Source organism: Acidihalobacter prosperus, assembly GCF_000754095.2.
Classification (GTDB): Bacteria; Pseudomonadota; Gammaproteobacteria; order DSM-5130; family Acidihalobacteraceae; genus Acidihalobacter; species Acidihalobacter prosperus.
Genome location: NZ_JQSG02000006.1, coordinates 1,061,038 through 1,085,714, shown reverse-complemented (window position 1 = coordinate 1,085,714; position 24,677 = coordinate 1,061,038). Strand labels below are relative to the sequence as shown.

The following is a 24,677-nucleotide window of genomic DNA, read 5'->3' as shown; positions in this document are numbered from 1 at the left end:
TTCCCGCCGTAACTTTAGATTATATGTAGTCTTTTATCAAAATCTCGGCGATTTGAACACCATTGAGCGCACTGCCTTTGCGTAGATTGTCGGCTACCACCCACAGATACAAGCCGCATGCCTGGGCCTGGTCGCGCCGTATCGTGCCCACGAAAACCTCATCGCGCCCCGATGCGTGCCCGACCGCGGTCGGACGTATCGACGAAGAAAGCAGCGCCACGCCGGGTGCCTGACCGAGCAATTTCGATACAGTTACGGGCTCGATCGGCTCGCGCGTTTCGACCCATACCTGGCATGAATAGCCGAAAAATACCGGCACACGCATCACGCTCGCGTCGATCGCAATCTGTGCGTCGCCGAGTACGCGGCGAATATCCTGCGCCAGCCGGGATGCGGGAGGCGGCCCGTCTCCGGCAGCCTCTGCCAGCGTTGCCGGCACCACGTTGAAAGCCGCCTGAATCTCGTCGGGCGCCAGCTCGACCGGCTGCGCACTCAGCAAGGCCGCGGTCTGCCGCGCCAGTTTTTCCACGGCGCCACGACCAGCGGCCGATACGGGCTGACACAGCCCCAGCCGCAGTCGCACGATGCCCGCGGCGGCGTGCAGCGGCTTGAGCACCGGTATCAGTGCCGAGACAATACCCGGGCTTGCGACGACTCCGCGGCGACCGCAATCGGCCAACGCCTCCGGGTTCGCCTCGGGAACCACTAGCGGCACATCGGCTTCGTCGGCGAATTGCCCGGAAAGATCGATCGCGACGCTACCGGCCGCCACCGCCCGCGGGATACCTTCCGCTGCCACGGCCGGCGGTACCGCGAATATCGCCAGATCGACGCCGGCGAAATCGAACGCTGCCAGATCGCCTACCGGCAACGAACGGCCGCCATAGTCGACATCCTCCCCGAACGAGCGCGCGCTGGCCAGCGCATGGATCTTACCGGCCGGGAAATCGCGTTCCGCCAGCAGCGACAACACCGCCTCGCCCACCATGCCGGTGGCCCCGATCACGGCGACCGCGTAGCGCCGGGCCTGTACGGAATTCATCGTCGTATTCGCTCCCTCGTCATCCACGCGTGTCGACGAGGATGTTCAACATGCGTCGCAGCGGCTCGGCCGCGCCCCACAGCAGCTGATCGCCGCAGGTGAAGGCGCCAAGGTATTGGGGGCCCATGTTGAGCTTGCGCAGGCGCCCGACCGGCACCTCCAGGCGGCCGCTGACCGCCGCCGGGCTCAGCTCGCGCATGGAGGCCTCGCGTTCGTTGGGGATCAGGCGCACCCAGTCGTTGGCCTCGCGGATCAGGCCCTCGATATCCGACATCGGCACGTTGCCGGTCAGCTTGACGGTCAATGCCTGCGAGTGGCAGCGCATGCTGCCGATGCGTACGCAGAAACCGTCGATCGGCACGATCCGCCCGGCGCCGAGGATCTTGTTGGTCTCGGCCTGCCCCTTCCATTCCTCGCGGCTCTGGCCGTTGTCGAGCTGCTTGTCGATCCAGGGGATCAGGCTGCCGGCCAGCGGCACGCCGAAGTGCTCCGCGGGAAATGCGGAGGAGCGCATCATCGCACTCACCTTGGCGTCGATATCGAGAATCGCCGAATCGGGATCGGCGAGTTCCGCCGCCACGCCGTCGTGCAGGGCGCCCATCTGCGCGAGCAGCTCGCGCATGTTCTGCGCACCGGCACCGCTCGCCGCCTGGTAGGTCATCGCACTCATCCACTCCACGAGCCCGGCGCGGAACAACCCGCCCAGGGCCATCAGCATCAGGCTGACCGTGCAATTGCCGCCGATCCAGGTCCTGCCGCCGGCCGCGAGACGCGCATCGATCACCTCGCGGTTGACCGGATCGAGCACGATCACCGCCTCGTCGCTCATGCGCAGGGTCGACGCGGCGTCGATCCAGTGCCCCGCCCAGCCGGCCGCACGCAGCTGCGGATAGACGGCCGAAGTGTAGTCGCCGCCCTGGCAGGTGACGATCGCATCCATCTCGCCGAGACGGGCGATGTCGTGGGCATCGGCCAGGGTGCCGCCAGCGGCGAAGTCCGGCGCCGCCCCACCGGCGTTCGAGGTGCTGAAGAACCGCGACTCGATGCGTGCGAAATCGCCCTCCGCCTGCATGCGCTGCATCAGCACGGAACCGACCATCCCACGCCAGCCGACCAGTCCGACTCGTAGCTTTGCCATGTCCTACCCCCTAGCGACTCAGAGCGCGGCGACGACCGCGTCGCCCATTTCGCGCGTGGATACCGCCGGCGCACCGGCGGCGGCGAGATCGGCCGTGCGCAGACCCTGTCGGAGCACCTGCCCCACGGCGGCGTCGACGCGGTCGGCCAGCGCGGCCTCGCCCAGCGAGTGGCGCAGCAGCATGGACACCGAGAGAATGGTCGCCAGCGGATTGGCCACGCCGCGACCGGCGATATCCGGCGCCGAGCCGTGGATCGGTTCGTACATGCCCTGGCCGTCCGCGTTCAGCGAGGCCGAGGGCAGCATGCCGATCGAGCCGGTCAGCATCGAGGCGGCATCGGAGAGAATGTCGCCGAACATGTTGGTGGTCACCATCACGTCGAACTGCTTGGGCGCGCGCACCAGCTGCATCGCCGCGTTGTCGACGTACATGTGCGACAGCTCGACCTCGGGATAGTCGCGGCCCACGCGCTCGACCACCTCGCGCCACAGCTCGGACACCTCCAGCACGTTGGCCTTGTCCACCGAGCACAGGCGCTTGCCGCGCTTCATCGCGGTGTCGAAGGCTACCCGGGCGATGCGTTCGATCTCGGATTCGCTGTAGACGAGGGTGTTGAAACCCTCGCGCTGGCCGTCCTCGCGTTCGCGGATGCCGCGCGGCTCGCCGAAATAGATGCCACCGGTCAGCTCGCGCACGATCATGATGTCCAGCCCCTCGACCACCTCGCGCTTGAGCGTGGAGGCCTCGGCGAGTTCGGGATACAGCAGCGCCGGGCGCAGATTGGCGAACAGACCCATGGACTTGCGGATGCCGAGCAGACCGCGCTCCGGACGCAGCTCGCGCGGCAGCTTGTCGTACTGCGGCCCGCCGACCGCGCCGAGCAGCACCGCATCGGCCTCGCGCGCCTTGGCCAGCGTCGCCTCGGGCAGCGGGTGTCCGGCCGCATCGTAACCGGCGCCGCCGATCGGTGCCTCGTCGGTCTCCACGTCGAGCCCGTGCCGCGCCTTCAGCGCCTCGATCACCTTGACCGCCTCCGCGACGATTTCCGGGCCGATTCCGTCGCCCGGCAGCAGCAGTATTTTCCGACTCATAACCCACTCCTCAATGTCATGTTCGTTCGCTCAGTATTCGTCTAGCGCATGTCCGCCGCGGCGATCATCAGCACGCCCAGGGTCACCAGCGCCAATCCCGTCACCTCGCCTCGGCGCACGCGCTCCTTGAGATAGAAATGCCCCACCGCCAGGGTGAACAGAATCTCCACCTGGCCGAGACCGCGCACCAGGGCCACATGGGTCAACGCGAAACCCGCGAACCAGCAACCCGAACCCAGTGCCGACAGGATGCCGACCGGCGAGGCGCGCCGCCACAATCGCAAGCAGTCGCGCAGTTCGCCGGGGGTGCGCCATGCCATGTAACCGCCCTGCACCAGCGTCTGCGCCAGGTTGGTGACCAACAGCACCAGCGTCGCCTTGACCGCCACGTGGACCGATGGCCCCAGGTCTACGCTCGCGGCGCGCAGCGCCAGCGCGGTCAGCGCGAAGGCGAAGGCCGCGCCCAGGCCGCACAACGCCGCCGGCTGCAGCGATGCCCTGAGCCAGTCGCGCAGCCCGAGCTTCTGTCCGACCAGCGACAGCAACAGCACACCGGCCACGGCGAGAAAAATGCCCGCCACCGCCAGTGGCGGCAAGTGTACGCCCAGCACCACCACCGACAGGACCACCAGCTGCGCGGCTTCGGTCTTGGCATAGGCCGTGCCGACCACGAAGTTGCGCAGCCCGAAGGCCGTGATCAACAGGATCGTGCCGAAAATCTGCGCCACTCCGCCCGCCAGGCAGAGCAGCAGGAAGCGCCAGGGCACCGCCGGCAGGGTCGCCTGCAGCCACCACAGAGCCAGCACCAGCATCAGTACATCGAGCGGCAGCGCGTAGAGATAGCGCACGAAACCCGCCCCGCTGGCGGACAGCACACCGCGCAGCTTGACCTGCAGCGCGGTACGCCAAACCTGGAACACCGCCGCGGCGAGCGTGATCGGTATCCACGCGGGAATCCCCGTCAATGCGGCGGCTCAGATCAAGTCCGCGGCCGTCAGGGCGCACCGAACAGCCACGGCGCCTCCTGCCGGCGCCGCACCTCGTAGGCGCGGATGGCGTCGGCATGCTGCAGGGTCAGGCCGATGTCGTCCAGCCCTTCCAGCAGGCAGTGCTTGCGGAAGGGGTCGACCTCGAAGGCGTAGGACTGCCCGTCCGGCGTGCTCACCCTCTGCGCCTGCAGATCGATGGTGAGCGCGTAGCCGGGCGTCGCCGCCACCGCGGCGAACAGCGCATCGACTGCCGTCTCTTCGAGCACGATGGGCAGCAGCCCGCTCTTGAAGCTGTTGTTGAAGAAGATGTCGGCGAAGCTCGGGGCGATCACCGCGCGGATGCCGTAGTCGTCCAGCGCCCATACGGCGTGCTCGCGCGAGGAGCCGCAGCCGAAGTTCTTGCGCGCCAGCAGCACCGTGCCGTCGGCGTAGCGCGGATCGTTGAGCACGAACTCGGGGTTCGGCCGGCGCCCGGCGTTGTCCACGCCCGGCTCGCCCGGATCGAGGTAGCGCCAGTCGTCGAACAGGTTGGGGCCGAAGCCCGAGCGCTTGATCGACTTGAGGTACTGCTTGGGGATGATCGCGTCGGTGTCGACGTTGGCCCGATCGAGGGGGATCACCTTGCCCGTATGCCTGGTAAATGCCTGCATGCCCGATTCCTCCCGATTACAACGAACGCACGTCTACGAAATGGCCGGCGACCGCGGCGGCCGCGGCCATCGCCGGGCTCACCAGATGGGTGCGCCCGCCCTGCCCCTGCCGACCCTCGAAATTGCGGTTCGAGGTCGACGCGCAGCGCTCGCCCGGCTCCAGCCGGTCGGCGTTCATCGCCAGACACATGGAACAGCCCGGCTCGCGCCACTCGAAACCGGCGGCGAGGAACACCTGATCCAGTCCCTCCTCCTCGGCCTGACGCTTCACCAGTCCGGAGCCCGGCACCACCATCGCCAGCTTGACGTTGCCGGCCACCTTGCGGCCCTTGGCCACGGCGGCGGCAGCGCGCAGATCCTCGATGCGCGAGTTGGTGCAGGAGCCGATGAACACCTTGTCCACCGGGATGGCGTCGATCGGCGTGCCCGCCTCGAGCCCCATGTAGGCCAGCGCGCGGCGCATGCCCTCGGCCTTAACCGCATCCGGCTCGGCGGCCGGGTCCGGCACCTTGGCATCGACCGGCAGCACCATCTCCGGCGAGGTGCCCCAGGTGACCTGCGGACGGATGCCGGTCGCATCGATCACCACCTCGTGATCGAACACGGCGTCGTCGTCGCTGTGCAGCTCGCGCCAGGCGGCCACCGCAGCGTCCCACTGCGCGCCCTTGGGCGCATAGGGCCGGCCTGCGAGATAGTCGATGGTGGTCTGGTCGACCGCCACCATGCCGGCACGGGCGCCGCCCTCGATCGCCATGTTGCACAGCGTCATGCGGCCTTCCATGGACAGCGCGCGCACCGCCGAGCCGGCGAACTCGATGGCGTAGCCGGTGCCGCCGGCGGTGCCGATCTCGCCGATCACCGCCAGCGTGATGTCCTTGGCCGTCACGCCCGGGCCGACCTCGCCCTCGACGCGCACGCGCATGTTGCGCGACTTCTTCTGGATCAGGCACTGCGTGGCCAGCACGTGCTCGACCTCGGAGGTGCCGATACCGTGCGCCAGCGCGCCGAAGGCGCCGTGCGTGGAGGTGTGCGAGTCGCCGCAAACCACGGTCATGCCCGGCAGCGTCGCGCCCTGCTCCGGCCCGATCACGTGCACGATGCCCTGGCGCGGATCGTCCATGCGGAATTCGGTGATGCGGTAGGTCCGGCAGTTCTCGTCCAGGGTGTCGACCTGCTGGCGCGAGACCGGGTCCGCGATACCCAGGGCGCGGTCCGTGGTCGGCACGTTGTGGTCCGGCACCGCCAGGATGCTGTCGATGCGCCACGGCTCGCGACCGGCCAGACGCAGGCCCTCGAAGGCCTGCGGGCTGGTCACCTCGTGCACCAGATGCCGGTCGATGTAGAGCAGCGCGGTGCCGTCGTCCTCGGTGCGCACCACGTGCGCGTCCCACAATTTGTCGTAGAGCGTTTTTCCTGCCATGTCCCGGGACCTCCTCCACTGTGTCGGGCGAGACTAAACCCGCTCGCGCTATAACTCAAATGGCAATATGTCATGTGTTACATTCCTGACTGGAATACATGAACGGAACCCGCCATGGACGTCAACGCCCTGCAGGCCTTCACCGCCGTCGCCGAACTCAGCTCCTTTTCCGAGGCCGCCGCGCGGCTGCATCTCACCCAGCCGGCGGTGAGCAAGCGCATCCGCCAGCTCGAAGGCGAACTGGGCCGGCGCCTGTTCGACCGCGTGGCCCGCCGCGTCCAGCTGACCGAGGCCGGCCGCGCCCTGCTACCGGGCGCGCGTCGCATCCTGCTGGAGCTGGACGAAAGCCGGCGCAGGCTCGCCAACCTGTCGGGCCACGTGGCCGGCACGCTGAGCATCGGCACCTCCCACCACATCGGCCTGCACCGCCTGCCCGCGCTGCTGCGCGGCTACACCCGCCGCTATCCCGAGGTCGATCTCGACCTGCGCTTTCTGGATTCGGAGGCCGGCTGCGCCGCAGTCGAACACGGCGACCTGGAGCTGGCGCTGGTCACGCTGCCCCCGGAAACCCCGCCGCAACTGGTATCGACCCCGGTGTGGGACGATCCGCTGACCCTCGTCGCCGCCGTCGACCACCCGCTGGCCGCGATCCACGGCCCCGTGGCCCTGGCGCAGCTCGCCGAGTACCCCGCAATCCTGCCCGCCATCGGCACCTATACGCGCGGCGTGATCGAGCGCGCCCTTGCCACACACGGACTCAAACCCAAGGTGCGGCTGGACACGAACTACCTCGAAACCATTCGCAGCATGGTCTCGATCGGCCTCGGCTGGAGCGCCCTGCCCGAAATCCTGGTGGACGACAGCATCAAGGCCCTGTCCACCGACGGGTTAAGGCTCCGACGCACCCTGGGTTTCGTGCGTCATCGCGAACGCACGCTGTCTAACGCCGCGGCCGCCCTGATCGACTCGGCACGCACCTAAACACGCCGCCCGTTGCCGACGGGCGCGAAATCGGACAAAGTCGCGCCATGCTCCCATCGCCCGCCAGTCTGCATATCGATTCGGAAGCCGTCAGGCTGAGCGGTCACTGGACCACCGCGGGCCTGTCGGGCAACGCCGGCCGCGTCGATCCGGCCAGGCTACCCGCCGACGCCCCCGCGATCCTCGACCTGTCTCAGCTCGACGGGCTCGACACCACCGGCGCCTGGCTGATCCGCCGTGCCCTGCTCGATCGTGCGGCACAGGGCAAGCCGATACAGCTGCACGGCGCCTCGGCCGAGGCCGCCACGCTGCTCGGCCTGCTCGCCACAGGTGCCGATCCACGCAGCCGGCAGACGCAACGGCGCGGCGAAGGCTGGCTGACCTACGTGGGGCGCTGCACTCTCAGCATGCTGGGCACCGGCTACGAGTTCCTCGGCTTCGTCGGCGAAGGCACGCTGACCGCCCTGCGCGCCCTGCCTCACCCACGCCGGCTGCGCCCCCGGCAAATCCTGCTCACCCTGGAACAGGCCGGCGTTCAGGCGCTGCCCATCGTCGGTCTGCTGTCCTTCCTCATCGGAGTGGTGATCGGTTACCAGAGCGCGACCTTCCTCGCCCAGTACGGCGCCAACCTCTATATCGCCGACCTCGTCGGCATCAGCATGTTGCGCGAGCTGGCGCCGCTGCTGACCGCGATCATCATCGCCGGACGGACCGGCGCCGCCTTTACCGCGGAAATCGGCACCATGCGCGTCACCGAGGAAATCGACGCACTGCGCGCCATGGGCATCCGTCCGCTGGAAATGCTGGTCGTACCCAAAGTCGTCGGGCTTGCCATCGCCCTGCCCCTGCTCACCGTGTTCGCCGACATGGTCGGGGTGCTCGGCGGCATGCTCGTGGGCGAGTTCGTGCTCGACGTCAGCCCCGACAGCTTCGTGGAACGCCTGCACCAGAGCGTCAGCCTGACCAGTTTCCTGATCGGCGTCGGCAAGGCCCCGGTGTTCGCCCTGGTGATCGCCGGTGTCGGCTGCTATCAGGGTTTCAAGGTCAGCGGCAGCGCCGAAAGCGTCGGTCGGCACACCACGCGCAGCGTGGTGCAGTCGATCTTCATGGTGATCGTGCTCGACGCCGTGTTCTCGGTCATTTTCAACCGGCTCTCGCTATGAGCGGCGAACCCGTGCTGCGCCTTGCCGGTATCGAATCGCGCTACGGCGAACGCGTGATCCATGCCGGCATCGATCTGGAGGTCCGGCGCGGCGAGATTCTCGCCCTGGTCGGCGGTTCCGGGGCAGGCAAGACCACGCTGCTGCGCGAAATGATCCTGCTGCGCAGCCCCGAGGGCGGCGAGATCGAACTGTTCGGCCAGCGCTTCGGCGCCGGCCGCACACTGTCCGCGCGCGAGGAAACCGGCCTGCGCCAGCGGATGGGGGTATTATTCCAGTCCGGCGCGCTGTTCGGCGGGCTCAACGTGCTGGAAAACGTCGCCCTGCCCCTGAGCGAACACACCCATCTGCCGACCTCGCTGATCCGTCAACTCGCCATGCTCAAGATCGAACTGACTGGACTGCCGCCCGAGGCCGCCAGCCTGTACCCCAGCGAACTCAGTGGCGGCATGCGCAAGCGTGCGGCATTGGCGCGCGCACTCGCGCTCGACCCCGAGCTGCTGTTCCTCGACGAACCCGGTTCCGGCCTGGACCCGGTCAGCGCACGCGCGATCGATCACCTCGTGGGCCGTCTGCGCGACGCCCTGGCGCTCACCGTGATACTGGTCACGCACGACCTCACCTCGGTGGACCTCATCGCGGACCGCGTCGCCTTGCTGGGCGAGGGACGATTGCTCGCCGTCGACACGCCTGCCGCCCTGCGCGAGCATCCAGACCCCAACGTGCGGGCATTCTTCAGTCAAACGGAGGCCCTGGCCTGATGGAATCGCGCGTCAATTACGCCCTGGTCGGCCTTTTCGTCATCGTGCTGGGCGCCGGTCTGGTTGCCCTGCTGCTGTGGTTCGCCGCCGGCGGCCCCGGCCGACACGACTACGACCGTTATCTCGTCTACACCACCGAGTCGGTCTGGGCCCTGCCGCAGGACGCGGCGGTGCGCTACCACGGCGTGCGCGTCGGTCACGTGAGCCAGATCGGCCTCGATCCCGCAAATCCCTCGCGCGTGCGCCTGCTGCTCGATATCTCACGCGGCACGCCGATCCGCCAGGATACCCGCGCCAGCCTGCAGCTCCAGGGGATCACGGGTTCGGCCTTCGTCAGCCTGACCGGGGGGTCGCCCGGTTCGCCGCCGTTGCAGCGCACCGACGACGCGCCCTACCCGGTAATCAAGACCTCGCCTTCGCTGATGCAGCGTCTCGACGTGATCGTGAATCAGGTCGGTACCAGCCTGACCCAGACCAGCGAACGCCTGGCGCGACTGTTGAGCGACCGCAACATCGCACATGTCGGCCAGACACTCGCCAACATCGACGCCCTCAGCGCCCGCCTGAACGCGCACAGCGGCAAGCTCGCCGACGCCATCGACCAGTTCGACGCGCTCATGCGACAGACGCGGGCGAGCACCGCTCAGCTGCCCGGACTGATGCAGCATCTCAATCAGCTCACGTCCGAAATCAGCCGCAGCGCCCGCGCCATGCAGCGCACGCTGCCCCAGGCAGACGAAGCTTTGCGGCAGTTCGGCGCCACGGTGCGCAGTTATCGCCAACTCAGCGAAGAGCTACAGCAAGATCCCAGCATCCTGCTGTATGGCCCGTCGCGGCCTCGGCCGGGCCCTGGAGAACACCCATGAATTCGCGCAAGGTAGCCACGGCCATGCTGGCATCAGGACTGTTCATCGGTCTCGCCGGCTGCTCCCTGATGCCCAACCGGGGAAGTGTCCAGCCCACCTCCACCTACCGCATCGACCCGCAGGAATCGGCCGTCGAGCCGCTCACACTCCCGGCCGTCTGCCCCGACCTGCGCGTGGTCACGCCGACCGCGGCCCCGGGTTTCGGCGGTACGGCCATGCGCTACAGCACCGCGCCCTTTCAGATCGCCGATTTCGCCTACCACCGCTGGACCGCACCGCCGGCCGCCATGCTCGGCCCGGTGCTGGTCGAACGGCTGCGCGCTGATGGCCTGTTCGGTCATGTCCTCGACGCCGGTTCGGGCGGCGATGCGCCGCTGCAGCTGGAAACGCGCCTGATCGACCTGACCCAGGTCTTCGTCGGCCAGCAAAGCCACATCCGATTGACCGTCGGCAGCACCCTCATCGACACCGCGAACAATCGAACCCTCGCCACCCGTCGCTTCGCGATCGAAGTCGCCTCGGCGCCCAACCCGGTGGCTGGCGTTGGCGCCACCAACCAGGCCATCGAACAATGGCTGGACAAAGAATCGGCATGGCTGAGGCAACTCTCTCGGAGCGGCCTCTGCAGCGGCATTCATGGCCTGCAGCCGACTCGCGAGCCATGATGACCGGGCGGCGGTCGGTCTAAGCCCACGCCGCCTAGGCCCGTTGGGGGCTGCGCAGTCCCCAGTACCCGATCGCGGCGCCGAGCAGCGCGAAGCCCGCACCAACCAGATAGGTGTCCGCCGGCCCCAGTCCGCTCCAGGCGTATCCGCTCACCAGGCTGCCGAAGGCCCCGCCGAGACCGAAGCTCACGCTGGAATACAGGGCCTGCCCGCGCCCCTGCAGTCGACCCGGGAAGTGCTTGTGGATCAAGGAAATGGCTGCGGCATGATAGATGCCGTAGCTGGCCGCATGCAGGGTCTGCCCGAACACCAGCAGCGGCAGATCCTGCACCCAGCCGGCGATCAGCACCCAGCGCACGGCCGTGATCAGGGTGGCGAACAACAGCAGCCGGCGGGCACCGAAAAACGGCAGCAGTCGGTGCATGAGCAAAAAGATGCCGACCTCCGCGAGCACCCCCAGGGACCAGAGCACGCCGGTCAACGCGGAGCCGTAGCCGTTCTCGCGCAGATAGAGCGTAAAGAAGCTGTAGTACGGACCGTGGCTTGCCTGCATCAGAAAGCACACCGCGAGCAACGCCAGCACCGCCGGCTGGCGGATCACCTGACGCAGCGAGCGATCCGTTTCGATACCGGGCAGCGTTTCCGTGGCCGGCACGCTGAGACTGGTCAGCCAGAGCGCGGCAAGCAGACCGACCAGGATAGCGGGTAGCCAGGCAACGCTCAGCCAGCCGAACAGCCAGCCCAGACACAGCGCGCTCGCGATGAAGCCGATGGAACCCCACAGGCGCACCAGGCTGTAGAAGTGCTCGCCGCGCTGGCGCAGGTGGGTCAGGGTCAAGGCTTCGAACTGCGGCAGGGCGGCGTTCCAGAAGAAGCTGAACGCCGTGACCACCAGCGCCAGCCAGACCGCACCCCGGCCCAGGGCCAGGACGGCCAGCGACAGCGTGGCCAGCAACGATGCCAAGCGGATCACGCCCAGGCGGCGCCCGCTGCGGTCGGCCAGCCACCCCCACAGGTAAGGCGCGAAGACCTTGGTGGCCATCGGCAGCGCCATCAGCGCACCGATGGCCACCGGCCCGTAACCCAGACCCTTGAGGTAGACGCTCCAGTACGGCACGAAGGCGCCGGTCACGGTGAAGTAGACGAAATAGAAACCCGAGAGACGCCAGTAGGGTGTGCCCTCGCCGCGACCGGCGGCCGGCACGGCGCTCATGGGTCGGTCGCAGCGGGCAGCCCGCCCCGCTCGTCCACCAGTACGCGTATCGAAACCTCGCCCTGACTGCCCGCCATGCATTCGGCCACCCGCGGCAGCGCCTCGCGCAGCGTCGCTTCCAGTCCCCAGGGTGGGTTGATCAGCAACATGCCGCTGCCGTAGAGGCCGAAGTCGGCACCGGGCGGCTCGACGCGCAGCTCGGCGACGAGGACGTCGGGAATGCCGAGTTCGCGTACCGAAGCGAGCCAGGGTGCGGCCGGCTTGCGCGGCACCAGCGGATACCACACGGCCACCATCCCCTGGCGGAAACGCTGATGGATCATGCGCAGCGCCGCGTTCAGACGCTCATACTCGCCCGCCGTTTCGTAGCTCGGATCGATGAGCACCAGTCCGCGGCGCTCCGACGGCGGCAACAGCGCCTTGAGCGAGGCGTAGCCGTCGCCCGCGCGCAGCTGCACGCCGCGGCGGCGGCCCAGGCATTCGCTCAGATGCTCGTAGGCCGTGCCATGTGCCTCGGCCGCGACCAGGCGATCGCCGGGACGCAAACGTTCGGCCACCAGCAGCGGCGAACCCGGGTAGCGGCGCAATGCGCCGGCAGGGTTGTGAACGGCCACCGCGTCGAGGTAGACGTCGACGGCCGGATGCAGGCCCCGCGCCTCCCACAGGCGGCCGATGCCGCCTGCATGCTCGGCCAGCTTCGCGGATTCGGGGGCGTCGAGCGCGTAGACACCGTCGCCGGCGTGGGTATCGATGACGCAGAAAGGCTTGTCCTTGCGCCGCAGCGCATCGAGGAGCTCGATCAGGACGAGATGCTTGAGAACGTCGGCATGGTTGCCGGCGTGAAAACCGTGGCGATAGGCGAGCATGCGGCCTCAGACGGGCCGGGCCGGGATGTCCGCCAGGCTGGTGCGCACGTCGGCGTTCTGGCCGCGGTGCCGCATCAGGTGGTCCATGAGCACGATGGCCAGCATAGCCTCGGCGATCGGGGTGGCACGGATGCCCACGCAGGGATCGTGGCGACCGTGGGTGACGATCTCGACCGGCTCGCCTGCGAGGTTCACCGTGCGCGCCGGCAGGCGCAGGCTGGAAGTGGGCTTGAGCGCCAGGCTGACCTCGATGTCCTGGCCGCTCGAAATGCCGCCGAGGATGCCGCCCGCATTATTGCCGACGAAACCCGCCGGCGTGATCTCGTCGCGGTGCTCGCTGCCCTTCTGCTCGACGCAGGCAAAGCCCGCGCCGATCTCCACGCCCTTGACCGCATTGATGCTCATCATCGCGTGTGCGATATCCGCATCGAGCCGGTCGAACACCGGTTCGCCCCAACCCGGCGGCACGCCGCGGGCGACCACGTTGACGCGCGCGCCAATCGAATCGCCGGACTTGCGCAGGTCGTCCATATAGGCCTCGAGCTCGGGCACCCTGTCCGCGTCGGGGAAGAAGAAGGGGTTCGCCTCCACCGCGTCCCAGTCGAAACGCTGCGGCTTGAGCGGGCCGAGCTGGGCAAGATAGCCGTGGATGGCCACGCCGGCCTGCTCGTGCAGATATTTCTTGGCGATGGCGCCGGCCGCGACCCGCATCGCCGTCTCGCGGGCCGAGGAACGGCCGCCGCCGCGGTAGTCGCGCAGGCCGAATTTCTTGTAGTAGGTGTAGTCGGCGTGTCCGGGGCGGAAACGGTCGAGGATGTTGCCGTAATCCTTGGAACGCTGATCCACGTTCTCGATCATCAGCGCGATCGGCGTGCCGGTGGTCACGCCCTCGAACACCCCGGACAGGATGCGCACCTGATCGGGTTCTCGGCGCTGGGTGGTATGCCGGGTCTTGCCGGGTCGGCGGCGTTCCAGATCGGCCTGCAGATCGTCCTCGGAGAGCGTCATCCCCGGCGGGCAACCGTCGACGATGCAGCCGATAGCCGGACCATGGCTTTCGCCAAAGCTGGTGACGGTAAATGCCTGTCCGATGCGGTTGCCTGCCATGGCGCGCATTGTAGCAGATGCGTGGCGAATTCAGCCTCCGCCGCACGGCATCCGTCAGGTCGCGTAATGGGGTTCAGGTCCTTCCGCTGTCTCGATCGCGCAATCCTCCCAGCGCCCCTCTGGCAACAGGTGCAGCCGGCGCGTATGGAAGGCGAACAGCGTGCTGCGATGCCCCACGCTGACCACCGCCGTAGACGGGAGCACCTCGGTCAACAGACCGTACAGCGCCAATTCGGAGGGTTCGTCCAGCGCCGAGGTGGCCTCGTCGAGAAACACATAGGCCGGACGCTGCAGCAGCACGCGCGCGAAGGCCACCCGCTGCTGCTCGCCGAGCGACAGCACATGCGACCAAGGCTGCACTTCGCCCAGATGCGGGATCAGGCCGGGCAGATCGACCAGTTCCAGCGCGCGCACCAGATCGGCGTCGGGCGTCTTTACGCTGCCGGAAGGATACAGCAGCGCTTCGCGCAGACTGCCCAGCGGCAGATAGGGTTTCTGCGGCAGAAACAGGCTGCGTCCGCCATCCGGCAACGCAATCCTTCCCTCGCCGAAGGGCCAGATACCGGCGATTGCGCGCAGCAAGGTGCTCTTGCCGATCCCCGAACGGCCCGTCACCAGCACGCGCTCGCCCGGCGATACCCGCAGGTTCAGGCCGCTGACGATAGTACTGCCGGAAGGCAGCCTCAGGTTCAGATCCGACACCTCGAGCACATCCCCGCCGCGCCGCTCGACATGGCTCTCGGCCTGTTGCATGGCCTCGACCTCGTCCATGAAGCCCAGAAAGCCTCTCAGTCGATCGGTGACCGCGTGCCACTGCGCCAGACTGTCGTAGCTCGTGGCCAGATAGGCGAAGGAGCTCTGCACGTTGCCGAAGGCCGAGCTGATCTGCATCAGGAAGCCCAGCGGCACGGCCTTGGCGAAATAGGCGGACGCCGCCACGAGAAAGGGCAGGATGATCGCGAACTGGTTGAAGTAGGTGGTGAACCAGTTGAAGCGCTTCTGCATCAGGATCAGGCGCTTGTAGTTGCCGAACACATGGTCGAATCGATGATCGAACTGGGCCCGCTCCTTGGCCTCGCCGCCATAGAGGGCGACGCCCTCGCTGTTCTCGCGCAGACGCACCAGGCTGAAGCGGAAATCGGCCTGCAGACGCTGCTGGTGGTAGTTGAGGCGGATCAGCGGGTTGCCGATCTTGGCGGCAGCCCAGGTCCAGGCGGCCGCGTACAGCAACGCCACCCAGACCAGGAAACCGGGCACATGATGTTCTGCCCCGCCCCAGGGCACAATCACCTTGGCCGACAGCACCCACAGCAGACCGATGAAGGCCGTCAGGTTGGCGATCGAACTGAGCAACCCAGTGGCCAGACTGCTGGTGTACTGGGCGAAAGCGGACAGGTCGTCGGCGATGCGCTGGTCAGGATTGTCCTGTCCGCGTTTGAATACCTCCATGTGGTAGTAGGTGCGCGCATCCAGATAGCGGGTCAGGAAGGTGCCGGTGAGCCAGCGCCGCCAACGCAGGTCGAGCAACTGCGAAAGATAGGTCTGGTAGACGTTGAGCGCGATGGCGATGATCGCCAGCACCGCGAATTCCCCCATCAATCTCCAGTAGGCGCCGCTGTTATAGGTCTGCAGGGCGTTGTAGAAGGTGTTGTACCAGTTGGTAATGCGCAGATTGATGTACACCAGGCCGATGGTGGTGACGAGGATCAGCACCAACAGCAGGACCGCCGAACGACGCTCCTCCGACTGGGTAAAATACGGCTTGGCCAGACGCCAGACATCGGCGAAAAAACGGCGGTCGAAACGCTGGCGTGAACCGAGGCCCGCATCGGCGGAATATTGGGACATGGCGTCGAATCCTTCCTGTAAGATCGGGGGCGCTGCCTGCGACGGATTGTACCGAAGCGGCCGCCGCTCTGCCGCCCCGCGGATGGCGAGCGCTTGGCGGCTATGATATACAAGCCCGCCCATCAACCGCGCAACCCGCGCCCCGGAGCCCGCATGTCCATGCCCTTGAGTCACAAACTCCCACGCATTTTTGCCGCTCTGCTGCTGCTGGCCGGCTTCGCGGCCGGGACCGCGCAGGCAGCTGAAAACCCCGCCGTGGCGCTGCTCCACGACATGCACAAGGCCGTGAAGATCACCGAGGGCAAGGGCTCCAAGACGCTGTACGTCTTCTTCGACCCGAACTGTCCCTTCTGCCACAAGCTGTTCGAGGAGCTGCGTCCCTACGTGAAGCAGAACGAGGTGACGATACATTGGATCCCGGTGGGCATCCTGACCAGTACCAGCCCCGGCAAGGCCGCGGCCATCCTGCAAGCCAAGGACCGTCTCAAGGCCTTCTATCAGAGCGAGCATGACTGGAACTTCGGGGACACGCCCGGTGGCGGCATCACGCCGCTCAAAAACCCCAGCCCCGCCACCCGCCGGGCGCTAGAGACCAACAATGGCCTGCTGGCCGATCATGGCCTCAACGGCGTGCCGGTCACGCTGTTCGCCACGACCGACGGCTCCGCCTTCTATTTCGAAGGCACGCCACCCGCCGACAAGCTGGCGGAAATCATGCAATACGTAAAATAGAGACGGGAGAATCGCCGTGTTCGATCTGAACTCCGCGCGCATCGGCATCATCGGACTGGGCTATGTGGGGTTGCCGCTGGCCGTCGAGTTCGGGCGTCGCTACCCCACCGTGGGACTTGACATCAAGGCGGCCCGCATCGACGAACTGCGCCGCGGCCACGATAGCACTCGCGAGGTCGAGGCGGCCGATCTGGTCGCCAGCACCCTGCTGAGCTTCACCTGCACGCCAGCCGATCTGCGCGACTGCAACGTCTATGTCGTCACGGTGCCCACGCCGGTGGACCGGCACAAACGCCCCGATCTGTCGCCGCTCGAATCGGCCAGCCGCACGGTAGGGAACCTCCTCAAGCCCGGTGACGTGGTGATCTACGAATCCACCGTCTACCCCGGCGCCACGGAGGAAGTCTGTGTACCCATTCTCGAAGCCTGCTCGGGTCTGCGCTTCAACAGCGACTTCTTCGCCGGCTACAGCCCGGAGCGCATCAATCCGGGCGATCGCGAGCACCGCGTCACCGGCATCCGCAAGGTCACCTCGGGTTCCACTCCAGAAGCCGCGGCCTTCGTCGACGCCCTCTATGCCAGCATCATCACCGCAGGCACCCACTGCGCCGCGAGCATTCGCGTGGCCGAGGCCGCCAAGGTGATCGAGAACACCCAGCGCGACGTCAACATCGCCCTGATCAACGAGCTGGCGATGCTGTTCAACCGTCTCGGCATCGATACCCAGGACGTGCTCGCGGCCGCCGGCACCAAATGGAACTTCCTGCCCTTCCGACCCGGCCTCGTCGGCGGACACTGCATCGGCGTCGACCCCTACTATCTGACGCACAAGGCGCAGGAGGTCGGGCATCACCCGGCCATGATCCTGGCCGGGCGGCGCATCAACGACGGCATGGGAGCCTATGTGGCGGAGCGTGTGCTCAAGCTGATGACCCAGCGCAAACTGCATGTGGTGGGCGCGCGCATCCTGGTGCTGGGTCTGACCTTCAAGGAAAACTGCCCGGATCTGCGCAACACGCGCGTCATCGACGTGATCGAGGCCTTCCGCGAGTTTCACGCGCTGGTGGACGTCTACGATCCCTGGGTCGATGCCGAGGAATCGCTGCATGAATACGGCATCCGGCCCATCGAAGCCCCGCAGCAGGGTGCCTACGACGCCGTGATACTGGCGGTTTCCCACGACCAGTTCGTCGAACAGGGCGTCGAGCGCATCCGCGCCTACGGACACGCGGACGCCATCCTGTTCGACGTCAAATCCGTGCTGCCGGCCAACCGGGTCGACGGACGCCTATAACAACACCGGGGAAAACCATGCGCGTACTCATTACCGGATCGGCCGGCTTCATCGGCTCCGCACTCGCCGCCCGCCTGCTCGAACGCGGCGACGAGGTCGTCGGCGTCGACAACCTCAACGACTACTACGACGTCCGTCTCAAGGAGGCGCGGCTGGCGCGCATCCGCGATCATGCAAGCTACGTCGATGAACGGGTCGACATCGCGGACCGGGCGGCCATCGCCGACGTGTTCGCGCGTCACCGACCGGAACGCGTGGTCAATCTGGCGGCCCAGGCCGGCGTGCGCTATTCGCTGATCAATCCCCACGCCTACGTCGACACCAACCTGGTCGGCTTCGTGAACATCCTGGAAGGCTGCCGGCACAACGGCGTCGAGCATCTGGTGTACGCCTCGTCCAGTTCGGTCTACGGCGCCAACACCACCATGCCCTTCTCGGTGCACGACAACGTCGACCACCCGGTCAGTCTCTACGCCGCGAGCAAGAAGGCCAACGAGCTGATGGCTCACACCTACAGCCATCTCTACGGTCTGCCGACGACGGGGCTGCGTTTCTTCACCGTGTACGGCCCCTGGGGCCGGCCGGACATGGCGTTGTTCCTGTTCACTCGCAAGATCCTCGCCGGCGAACCGATCGACGTCTTCAACTACGGCCACCATCGACGCGACTTCACCTATATCGACGACATCGTCGAAGGCGTGATCCGCACCCTGGACCATGTCGCCACCCCCAACCCCGACTGGTCGGGCGACGCACCCGACTCGGCCACCAGCCGTGCGCCCTATCGGCTCTACAACATCGGCAACAACCAGCCAGTGGAACTGATGCACTATATCGAGGTGCTGGAGGACTGCCTCGGGCGCAAGGCGGAAAAAAACCTGCTGCCGCTGCAGCCCGGCGACGTACCGGACACCTACGCCGACGTCGACCAGCTGGTCAGGGATGTGGATTATCGGCCGCAGACGCCCGTCGAAGTGGGTATCCGCCGGTTCGTCGACTGGTACCGCGAATACCACCGGGTTTGAGGGGGCGTGGCGTGCGCGCGGTTTGAGCCCGCACGCTCACGAGATGTCGAAATGCAGGAGGTCGTTGCCCGGCGCGTCGGTGGCACGACCGAGGCGGATGGTGCCTTTCCCTACGAGGCGGTATTCGCCGGCCTGCACGTGTATGTCCGCTGCGGCACCTTGCAGACGCACGTAACTGCCGTTGCGGCTGGTATCGACCAGCAGATAGCCACCGCCCAACGCCAAGATGACGCCATGATGGCGCGACACGACGGGCTGGTTGATCACGAGGTCGTTGCCGCTGTGGCGCCCTACCCGGAGCTGGCCGTTGCGCAAGGCAAACTCGCGCTCGCGGAAGCGCAGGCGTAGCACCGGCTGTGCGCTGCGCGCCTGAACGCTGCTGAGACGACGTTCGACCACGCGGCGCCGATTGCGCACGACCGTGCGACCCTCGCTGTCTCTGAAGGGGTAATGCACCTCTCGGCCCCAATGCCGCCGCTCATGGTCGCGCCTGTTCTCACCCACAACGCTGTCCTCGTGGTCTCGCCGGACGCAACACGTCCCGCGCATTGTCACCTATAACATTTTCATATTTAGCATACCCGCCAGCGCACGCCCCCTACATCGTGGGCGCCGGCACGCTCATCGATCCGGCGAATCCTTTTCCTGGCCGGTTGTTGCGAGGATTCGCCGGTAAAGCGCCAGCAATTGCGCGGACATCCGCTCCGGCTGCCATTGCTCGACCAGCGCGCGCGAGATCGGCAGCAGTTTCGCTCGCAGCTCGGCATCCATGAGGCGGCGCATGCGCGTGGCCAGCGCCTCCGCATCCAGCGCGCCGCAGACAAATCCGTTCTCGCCGTCCCGGATGATATCGACCGCTCCGCAACTGTCGCTGACCACGACCGGCAGACCGCACGCGAGCGCTTCCAGCACCACGTTCGGAAACGGGTCGTACAGCGTCGGCAGCACAAAGGCGTCGGCCATGCCGTAATAAGGCGCCGCGTCGTCCTGGGGACCGGTGAAAAACACGCGCGACGCCAATCCAAGCCGTTTTGCCAGTCGACGGAAGCGCGCGGCCGATCGGTCCTTGCCCACGACGACCAGACAGCAATGGGTAGGCAGCGCGGCCAATGCGCGGATGGCCGTTTCAAGCCCCTTGCGAGCGAAACCGGAGCCCACGAACAAGTACACCATTGCCGCATCGGGCACACCGAGCCGCGTGCGCGTGGCCTGCCTGAAGCGGGTACGCAGCATGGGGCTGAAGCGTTCCAGATCGACGGCGTTGTAGATCACCTCGATACGCGACTCGGGCACGCCGAAACACTGCACGATTTCGTCGCGCACCATCGACGAGTTGCAGATGACCGCCTTGAGCCGCGGACTCGCGAACAGCCGCCTCTCAGCGCGCAGGACGTAGTGATGATAGGGGCTCAACCATTGCCCCAGACGCGCACGCCAACCGCCGCCGGCCGCGCGCCGTTGCAGCCACATCCGATGTACGCCGTCGCCGGCGCGGTAGATGTCGCAGCAGGCAATACGCTCGTGCGACTGCACAAGGTCGAAGCCGCGGGCCTCGACCACGCGACAGGCGGCGCGCGCGAACGACCAATCGCGCCACACGCGCCCCCAATGAAAGGGATTGACCCCGATCGCCTCGACGCCTGGCTGGTGCTGCCAGTGGCGGGTGATCACCGACAGTCTGGCGCCGCGGGCAACCAGGGCTTCCAATGCGCCCGCAACGAAACGCTCGGCGCCGCCGAAACGTGTATAGCGTTGACGAATCAAGGCAATGCGGGGCGCAACCGGCGTGCTCATCGGCACACCCGCGGCTTCGTTGACGGGGGACACGCACGATACACGGACGGCATCCGCCCTCAGGCCCGGTCGCGCGCGGGGATCTTGATCACCCGGGTGCTCCCCGCCCCCTCGAACCGCCGGCGCAGGGCATCGCCGTTCGCCACCAGATCCGCCAGCGTCACGTCGTCCAGCACCTCGAAAAAGGCGGACTTGGCCTGTGCCAGCGTACCGACCAGCGCGCAGATGCCGAGAATCGAGCAGGCCGGACTCTCGCAATCGATCAGGGTGGTGCCGGGCTCGGTGTCGCGCACCACCGCACCGATACCGATCTCGGCCGGCGGGCGGGCAAGACGCATGCCGCCGCCCTTGCCGCGCAAGGTCGTGATGTAGCCCAGGCGGGCGAGGCGATTGACGATCTTGGCAAGGTGGCTGCGCGCGATGTGCAGCCGCGTGGTCAGCTCGTCGATGGTGACCAGCCGGTCCTGCATCGCCCCCAGGTACATGAGCACGCGCAGCGAGAAATCGGTGTGTTGAGTCAGGTGCATGGCCAGCCGCCGTTAAACTTGACCTGCCAGTATAACGCTCCGACCGGCCAGCCGCTCGCCGCTAGGCCGGCGCGGGCACGGCCGCGGGTAGAAAGGCGTCGGCGTAGATATCGGCCAGCGAGGCGCCCGCCAGATAGGCGCGCTTGCGCATGCGCGTCACCAAAGTCGGATCGCCGCAGAAATAGCTGCGCCAGCCCTTGAGATCGCCATGCCGTCCCAGAGCGACGGCATCGACACCGCCCACCTCAACCTCGCCAACGGCCGACGCGGCGGGCATGCCGGATTCTTCCAGTACGCAGGGCGTGTAATGCAGATTGGTATACTGCTCGGCCATCGCACGCATGCGCTCGACCAGGTACAGCCCGTCTATCGTACGCGCACCATGATAAAGGTGTATTGGCCCCGTATGCCCGGCCGCCAGGGCATCGCAGACAATTCCGTATAACGGCGCCAGCCCCGTGCCCGTGCCGATCAATAGCATCGGTTGATCGCGCTGTCCCGGCACGTAGAAGCAGTTCCCGTGCGGCCCCTGCACGCGCAAGCGGCCGGAAGCGCCACCGCCGGCCATCAGCCATCCGCTCATCGCACCGTCCGGGATGTGGCGCACATGCAGTTCCAGCAGGTCGCCGGCGTTCGCGCAGCCGGCCAGCGAGTAGCTGCGCCTGAGGCCGTCTTCGCGGACCAGGTTGACGAACTGGCCGCGGCGGTATTCGAACGCGGCTTCAGGCCTGAGGGTGACCCGCATCACGCTGGGACTCAGCATCTCGATACCGTCCAGCCGCACCGCGGTTTCGCCCAGGGCATCGTCATCGGCCAGCGCCACCTCCATGTCCGATTCCGGCCGTGCGCAACAGGCAAGGAAGTAGCCCTGACTGCGCAACGTATCCTTCAACCCGGCCTGGGCCGCGGGCGGGACATCGCCCGCCCGCGCCCGCATCAGACAGCTCTGACAGACGCCGCTACGGCAGGCATTGGGCACCTCGACACCCGCGCGCTCCAGCGTCTCCAGGACGCTCTCGCCCGACAACGCCGCATAACTCCGTCCTGCATAGCGAATTTCCGTCATGGCCGTCTTTCCGTCCGATCAGCGGTTGAGCACGTCGCTGCGCGTGGACTCCGCGATGGCGGCCACCTGCGCGATCAGCTCATCGGGTACGTTCAACTCCCGCAGCGACTCGCCCAGCAGCTCGATGATCACGTCGACGTGCGTGTCGTCGAGTCCGCGCGCGACGAGATGCTTGTGTCCCTCGCGCATGTCGCGCCCCGTGTAGTTGTGCGGACCGCCGAAGGCCATGGTCAGAAAGGCCTTCTGCTTGGCTGCCTGACCTTCCATGTCGGTGTCGTCGAAAAAGCCGTTGACGCGATCGTCCGCCAGTACCTTGCGGTAGAAGATATCGACTGCCGCATCGACCGCCTTGTCACCGCCCAGCTGTTCGTACAGATTGTTCATCTTGATGCGCTCCTCAGGGTTGCCACCGTCAAAAGGTATACGGACGATACATGTTTTAAAGCAAGGAAAGCAACAACATCCCGTTAGAGATATCCAATGACGCTATAAGTCGATTGTTGGGGGGGGTCCGACACCTGCATGCCGGACCCGGGATCGCGCCGTCTGCGCCGGCTGTCCCAGCGGCTCAGTTCTGCCCGCTACGCACGCCCACGAAGCCGAGCCAGGTCAGAAACGCCAGAATGATGGTGAGCATGCCGGTACCGACGGCACCCGTCGTCACGCCGGTCGAAATCAACAGACCCGTGGCGATCGCCAGGCCGAGGATCGTCAGCAAAAGGATTAGCGTACTTACGAGGGACATCGATCAACTCTCCTTGCAGGTGGACGAAAAAATCCCGGCAAGCACAGCACCGGGCCGGCCGTCTTGGCGGCCTGTTACATGGAAGGGCACGCCACGCGGATGTGCGGGTGCCGTGATATGGACACTCTATCCTCGGATAAGTTCGCTGCGCGTAAGACCAATGGAACAAATGCCCCTGGCATTTGCCTATATTGATATATGCTGAACTATTGCCGGACCGAATGCGCCTCCCGTCCCGGGATCCGGGCGCCGCGCATGGCTTTATGCGTGCGGGAAGAGACGCGCGTCCGGCGCCCGCCACCCTCCGCGTAGCATTACGCGGCCTTCCGACCCTGATAACACAGGAGGCACGACAATGGCTGACTCAGAAGCAGCAGACCTTGTAATCATTCTGATTACCGGCCCCGAAAACCCCAAAAGACTGCCCTCGGCTTTCTTTCTGGCTTCCACGGCTGCCGCGATGGAGCAGAACGTCATCATGTACTTCACCGGACCGGCCACCGAACTGCTGAAAAAGGGCATGGCCGAATCCATCCATCCGCTGGAGGGCGGCAACAGCATTGCCGACTTCATGAAGCTGGCCGAAGACAACGGCGTTCGCATCATCGGCTGCGCCCAGTCGCTCGATCTCAACGGCATGACGGTGGAAGATTTGGCGAAGTCTCTGCCGCTGCTCACGCCGAGCCAGGCCTTGCCGGCATTGGGCGAAGCCGGACGCGTGCTGACCTGGTGATCCCGAACAGGACCGCCGCGGGCACCGGGCCGCGGCGGTCAACCCGCCGCCGGCGTCAGGCAGCGGCAAAACGCGTTGCGATGGCATCGACCAGCGGGCGCATGAAATACCGTTCTTCGGGTACCACGTCGACGTGGACACCGCGACTCGACAGCAGATCGGCGACCACCGGCCCCACCGCCGCGATCAGCATGCCCGACAGGGCCGCACGCAACGACACCTCGCGCCCGTGCTCTCCCGCAAGATCCAGCAGCCGTCGCACCTGGGGCTGGCTGGTGAAGGCAATCGCATCCACCCGCCCTTCGGACAGGGTATCGATCAACTCCAGCACCCGCACGTCGTCCATTTCGCTGGCATAGATATAAGGCGCCACCGGCATGGGCTCCAGACCCTTTGCGCGCAAAGCCTGCTGCAGCGGCAGATTGGGCTCGCTGCCGTAAAGCTGCACGGCCACCCGGTCGGTCTCGAACGAGAGCGTCTGCAAGGTTTCGATCACGCCGCTCGTGGTGGGTTTGGCGCTGATCACATCGCTGGCCAGACCGACCTGCCGCAGCGCGCGCCCCGGCTTGGGACCGCGCGCGATCTTGCGTACCTGACCCAGCCTAGCCTCGAAGGCCGGGCGGACATAGTGACGTTCGGCCGCGGCCAGCAAGCGGGTAACGCCCTCCCCGGTCAACAGGATCAGGTCGCGCACCTGCTCGTCGTGAACGAAATGATCGAGCCAGGCCGCCACGGACGCCTGATCCGGCGTATCCAGAATCGATACCAGCGGACACCGGATGACCTGCGCGCCGCGCCGCTCCAGAAGCCCGGCCAGCACATCCAGCTGGCGGGTTTCGGGCAATGCGATGCAGCGGCCTTCGAACCCACTCAATGAACCCGATTCAACCATTCGCACATACCTCGATAGGTCGTGACCGCAACCGGCGCAATCGACTCGCTCCGCCGCCGCAGACCATGCCA

At 66.5% G+C, this 24,677-nt stretch carries 26 protein-coding genes; 9 read left to right on the top strand and 17 right to left on the bottom strand.

Annotated elements, in window-relative coordinates:
- Positions 1–19 precede the first annotated feature (19 nt).
- From THPRO_RS15785 to leuC, 6 genes are read right to left on the bottom strand one after another with little or no spacing between them, the layout of a single operon-like run.
- Positions 20–1,042, bottom strand: coding sequence for an aspartate-semialdehyde dehydrogenase (locus THPRO_RS15785; RefSeq protein ID WP_038091582.1), 1,023 nt, complete (start codon positions 1,040–1,042; stop codon positions 20–22).
- 19 nt (positions 1,043–1,061) lie between these two features.
- Positions 1,062–2,180 (bottom strand): aspartate-semialdehyde dehydrogenase, encoded by a 1,119-nt coding sequence (asd, locus tag THPRO_RS15780; protein WP_038091469.1) that lies wholly within the window; start codon positions 2,178–2,180, stop codon positions 1,062–1,064.
- Positions 2,181–2,198: 18 nt separating this feature from the next.
- Positions 2,199–3,272, bottom strand: coding sequence for a 3-isopropylmalate dehydrogenase (gene leuB, locus THPRO_RS15775; protein ID WP_038091468.1), 1,074 nt, complete (start codon positions 3,270–3,272; stop codon positions 2,199–2,201).
- Between the two features lie 41 nt (positions 3,273–3,313).
- Positions 3,314–4,237: an EamA family transporter gene (locus THPRO_RS15770; RefSeq protein ID WP_038091466.1), complete on the bottom strand. Its 924-nt coding sequence runs from the start codon at positions 4,235–4,237 to the stop codon at positions 3,314–3,316.
- Positions 4,238–4,266: 29 nt separating this feature from the next.
- Positions 4,267–4,911 carry a 3-isopropylmalate dehydratase small subunit gene (gene leuD / locus THPRO_RS15765; RefSeq protein WP_038091462.1) on the bottom strand — a complete coding sequence of 215 codons (645 nt, stop codon included), beginning with the start codon at positions 4,909–4,911 and terminating at the stop codon, positions 4,267–4,269.
- A 16-nt stretch (positions 4,912–4,927) separates the two neighbouring features.
- Positions 4,928–6,331 carry a 3-isopropylmalate dehydratase large subunit gene (leuC, locus tag THPRO_RS15760; protein WP_038091458.1) on the bottom strand — a complete coding sequence of 468 codons (1,404 nt, stop codon included), beginning with the start codon at positions 6,329–6,331 and terminating at the stop codon, positions 4,928–4,930.
- Positions 6,332–6,445: 114 nt separating this feature from the next.
- Between leuC and THPRO_RS15755 the strand changes: the two genes are divergently transcribed.
- The 5 genes from THPRO_RS15755 to THPRO_RS15735 are packed head-to-tail and all read left to right on the top strand — an operon-like array spanning position 6,446 to position 10,764.
- Complete coding sequence (locus THPRO_RS15755; RefSeq protein ID WP_038091455.1) at positions 6,446–7,312, top strand: LysR family transcriptional regulator; 867 nt, start codon at positions 6,446–6,448, stop codon at positions 7,310–7,312.
- 47 nt (positions 7,313–7,359) lie between these two features.
- Positions 7,360–8,475, top strand: a complete 1,116-nt coding sequence (locus THPRO_RS15750; RefSeq protein WP_038091451.1) for an ABC transporter permease — start codon at positions 7,360–7,362, stop codon at positions 8,473–8,475.
- Complete coding sequence (locus tag THPRO_RS15745) at positions 8,472–9,233, top strand: ABC transporter ATP-binding protein (RefSeq protein ID WP_038091449.1); 762 nt, start codon at positions 8,472–8,474, stop codon at positions 9,231–9,233. The genes THPRO_RS15750 and THPRO_RS15745 overlap by 4 nt, the downstream gene beginning before the upstream one ends.
- Positions 9,233–10,099 carry an MlaD family protein gene (locus THPRO_RS15740; protein WP_065089850.1) on the top strand — a complete coding sequence of 289 codons (867 nt, stop codon included), beginning with the start codon at positions 9,233–9,235 and terminating at the stop codon, positions 10,097–10,099. Before THPRO_RS15745 ends, THPRO_RS15740 begins: the two co-directional genes overlap by 1 nt.
- On the top strand, positions 10,096–10,764 hold the full coding sequence (locus THPRO_RS15735; protein WP_038091442.1) for an ABC-type transport auxiliary lipoprotein family protein: 669 nt from the start codon (positions 10,096–10,098) through the stop codon (positions 10,762–10,764). Before THPRO_RS15740 ends, THPRO_RS15735 begins: the two co-directional genes overlap by 4 nt.
- 34 nt (positions 10,765–10,798) lie before the next feature.
- Here THPRO_RS15735 and THPRO_RS15730 read toward each other — a convergent pair whose 3' ends face one another.
- The 4 genes from THPRO_RS15730 to THPRO_RS15715 are packed head-to-tail and all read right to left on the bottom strand — an operon-like array spanning position 10,799 to position 15,798.
- Positions 10,799–11,977, bottom strand: coding sequence for an MFS transporter (locus THPRO_RS15730; RefSeq protein WP_052064523.1), 1,179 nt, complete (start codon positions 11,975–11,977; stop codon positions 10,799–10,801).
- The gene (locus THPRO_RS15725; RefSeq protein ID WP_065089849.1) at positions 11,974–12,843 is read right to left on the bottom strand and encodes a 23S rRNA (adenine(2030)-N(6))-methyltransferase RlmJ; all 870 of its coding nucleotides are present in this window, start codon (positions 12,841–12,843) and stop codon (positions 11,974–11,976) included. Before THPRO_RS15725 ends, THPRO_RS15730 begins: the two co-directional genes overlap by 4 nt.
- Before the next feature lie 6 nt (positions 12,844–12,849).
- Positions 12,850–13,950 (bottom strand): chorismate synthase, encoded by a 1,101-nt coding sequence (aroC, locus tag THPRO_RS15720; RefSeq protein ID WP_065089903.1) that lies wholly within the window; start codon positions 13,948–13,950, stop codon positions 12,850–12,852.
- Positions 13,951–14,004: 54 nt separating this feature from the next.
- Complete coding sequence (locus THPRO_RS15715; RefSeq protein ID WP_065089902.1) at positions 14,005–15,798, bottom strand: ABC transporter ATP-binding protein/permease; 1,794 nt, start codon at positions 15,796–15,798, stop codon at positions 14,005–14,007.
- 153 nt (positions 15,799–15,951) lie between these two features.
- Here THPRO_RS15715 and THPRO_RS15710 point away from each other — a divergent pair, with 153 nt between their 5' ends.
- From THPRO_RS15710 to THPRO_RS15700, 3 genes are read left to right on the top strand one after another with little or no spacing between them, the layout of a single operon-like run.
- Complete coding sequence (locus tag THPRO_RS15710) at positions 15,952–16,530, top strand: thioredoxin fold domain-containing protein (RefSeq protein ID WP_038091576.1); 579 nt, start codon at positions 15,952–15,954, stop codon at positions 16,528–16,530.
- 16 nt (positions 16,531–16,546) lie between these two features.
- Positions 16,547–17,824, top strand: coding sequence for a nucleotide sugar dehydrogenase (locus THPRO_RS15705; protein ID WP_038091440.1), 1,278 nt, complete (start codon positions 16,547–16,549; stop codon positions 17,822–17,824).
- 17 nt (positions 17,825–17,841) lie between these two features.
- Positions 17,842–18,849 carry an NAD-dependent epimerase gene (locus tag THPRO_RS15700; RefSeq protein WP_038091439.1) on the top strand — a complete coding sequence of 336 codons (1,008 nt, stop codon included), beginning with the start codon at positions 17,842–17,844 and terminating at the stop codon, positions 18,847–18,849.
- Between the two features lie 36 nt (positions 18,850–18,885).
- On the opposite strand, the gene THPRO_RS15695 is transcribed toward THPRO_RS15700, so the two are convergent.
- The 6 genes from THPRO_RS15695 to THPRO_RS17085 all read right to left on the bottom strand — a co-directional run bounded on the left by THPRO_RS15695 (position 18,886) and on the right by THPRO_RS17085 (position 22,981).
- Positions 18,886–19,353 (bottom strand): FHA domain-containing protein, encoded by a 468-nt coding sequence (locus THPRO_RS15695; RefSeq protein ID WP_161490008.1) that lies wholly within the window; start codon positions 19,351–19,353, stop codon positions 18,886–18,888.
- A 117-nt stretch (positions 19,354–19,470) separates the two neighbouring features.
- Positions 19,471–20,676, bottom strand: a complete 1,206-nt coding sequence (locus tag THPRO_RS15690; protein WP_201787012.1) for a glycosyltransferase family 4 protein — start codon at positions 20,674–20,676, stop codon at positions 19,471–19,473.
- A gap of 26 nt (positions 20,677–20,702) precedes the next feature.
- Complete coding sequence (locus THPRO_RS15685; RefSeq protein ID WP_052064520.1) at positions 20,703–21,170, bottom strand: Rrf2 family transcriptional regulator; 468 nt, start codon at positions 21,168–21,170, stop codon at positions 20,703–20,705.
- 61 nt (positions 21,171–21,231) lie between these two features.
- Positions 21,232–22,236, bottom strand: coding sequence for a 2Fe-2S iron-sulfur cluster-binding protein (locus tag THPRO_RS15680; protein WP_038091434.1), 1,005 nt, complete (start codon positions 22,234–22,236; stop codon positions 21,232–21,234).
- 18 nt (positions 22,237–22,254) lie between these two features.
- A complete protein-coding gene (locus THPRO_RS15675; protein ID WP_038091431.1) occupies positions 22,255–22,620 on the bottom strand; it encodes a group I truncated hemoglobin in 366 nt (121 codons plus the stop codon).
- A 184-nt stretch (positions 22,621–22,804) separates the two neighbouring features.
- The gene (locus tag THPRO_RS17085; RefSeq protein WP_161490007.1) at positions 22,805–22,981 is read right to left on the bottom strand and encodes a hypothetical protein; all 177 of its coding nucleotides are present in this window, start codon (positions 22,979–22,981) and stop codon (positions 22,805–22,807) included.
- Between the two features lie 355 nt (positions 22,982–23,336).
- On the opposite strand from THPRO_RS17085, the gene THPRO_RS15670 reads away from it, so the two are divergent.
- Positions 23,337–23,714 (top strand): DsrE family protein, encoded by a 378-nt coding sequence (locus tag THPRO_RS15670; RefSeq protein WP_038091429.1) that lies wholly within the window; start codon positions 23,337–23,339, stop codon positions 23,712–23,714.
- A gap of 55 nt (positions 23,715–23,769) precedes the next feature.
- On the opposite strand, the gene THPRO_RS15665 is transcribed toward THPRO_RS15670, so the two are convergent.
- Positions 23,770–24,606, bottom strand: a complete 837-nt coding sequence (locus THPRO_RS15665) for a uroporphyrinogen-III synthase (RefSeq protein ID WP_038091427.1) — start codon at positions 24,604–24,606, stop codon at positions 23,770–23,772.
- Between the last annotated feature and the right edge of the window lie 71 nt (positions 24,607–24,677).

Coding starts and splice junctions, on each gene's coding strand:
- THPRO_RS15700 (WP_038091439.1), top strand. CDS start 17,842: ATGCGCGTACTCATTACCGGATCGGCCGGCTTCATCGGCTCCGCACTC.
- THPRO_RS15675 (WP_038091431.1), bottom strand. CDS start 22,620: ATGAACAATCTGTACGAACAGCTGGGCGGTGACAAGGCGGTCGATGCG.
- THPRO_RS15750 (WP_038091451.1), top strand. CDS start 7,360: ATGCTCCCATCGCCCGCCAGTCTGCATATCGATTCGGAAGCCGTCAGG.
- THPRO_RS15785 (WP_038091582.1), bottom strand. CDS start 1,042: ATGAATTCCGTACAGGCCCGGCGCTACGCGGTCGCCGTGATCGGGGCC.
- THPRO_RS15715 (WP_065089902.1), bottom strand. CDS start 15,798: ATGTCCCAATATTCCGCCGATGCGGGCCTCGGTTCACGCCAGCGTTTC.
- THPRO_RS15680 (WP_038091434.1), bottom strand. CDS start 22,236: ATGACGGAAATTCGCTATGCAGGACGGAGTTATGCGGCGTTGTCGGGC.
- THPRO_RS15745 (WP_038091449.1), top strand. CDS start 8,472: ATGAGCGGCGAACCCGTGCTGCGCCTTGCCGGTATCGAATCGCGCTAC.
- THPRO_RS15685 (WP_052064520.1), bottom strand. CDS start 21,170: ATGCACCTGACTCAACACACCGATTTCTCGCTGCGCGTGCTCATGTAC.
- THPRO_RS15755 (WP_038091455.1), top strand. CDS start 6,446: ATGGACGTCAACGCCCTGCAGGCCTTCACCGCCGTCGCCGAACTCAGC.
- THPRO_RS15725 (WP_065089849.1), bottom strand. CDS start 12,843: ATGCTCGCCTATCGCCACGGTTTTCACGCCGGCAACCATGCCGACGTT.
- leuD (WP_038091462.1), bottom strand. CDS start 4,911: ATGCAGGCATTTACCAGGCATACGGGCAAGGTGATCCCCCTCGATCGG.
- THPRO_RS15735 (WP_038091442.1), top strand. CDS start 10,096: ATGAATTCGCGCAAGGTAGCCACGGCCATGCTGGCATCAGGACTGTTC.
- THPRO_RS17085 (WP_161490007.1), bottom strand. CDS start 22,981: ATGTCCCTCGTAAGTACGCTAATCCTTTTGCTGACGATCCTCGGCCTG.
- asd (WP_038091469.1), bottom strand. CDS start 2,180: ATGGCAAAGCTACGAGTCGGACTGGTCGGCTGGCGTGGGATGGTCGGT.
- THPRO_RS15740 (WP_065089850.1), top strand. CDS start 9,233: ATGGAATCGCGCGTCAATTACGCCCTGGTCGGCCTTTTCGTCATCGTG.
- THPRO_RS15710 (WP_038091576.1), top strand. CDS start 15,952: ATGTCCATGCCCTTGAGTCACAAACTCCCACGCATTTTTGCCGCTCTG.
- aroC (WP_065089903.1), bottom strand. CDS start 13,950: ATGGCAGGCAACCGCATCGGACAGGCATTTACCGTCACCAGCTTTGGC.
- THPRO_RS15730 (WP_052064523.1), bottom strand. CDS start 11,977: ATGAGCGCCGTGCCGGCCGCCGGTCGCGGCGAGGGCACACCCTACTGG.
- THPRO_RS15665 (WP_038091427.1), bottom strand. CDS start 24,606: ATGGTTGAATCGGGTTCATTGAGTGGGTTCGAAGGCCGCTGCATCGCA.
- THPRO_RS15670 (WP_038091429.1), top strand. CDS start 23,337: ATGGCTGACTCAGAAGCAGCAGACCTTGTAATCATTCTGATTACCGGC.
- leuC (WP_038091458.1), bottom strand. CDS start 6,331: ATGGCAGGAAAAACGCTCTACGACAAATTGTGGGACGCGCACGTGGTG.
- leuB (WP_038091468.1), bottom strand. CDS start 3,272: ATGAGTCGGAAAATACTGCTGCTGCCGGGCGACGGAATCGGCCCGGAA.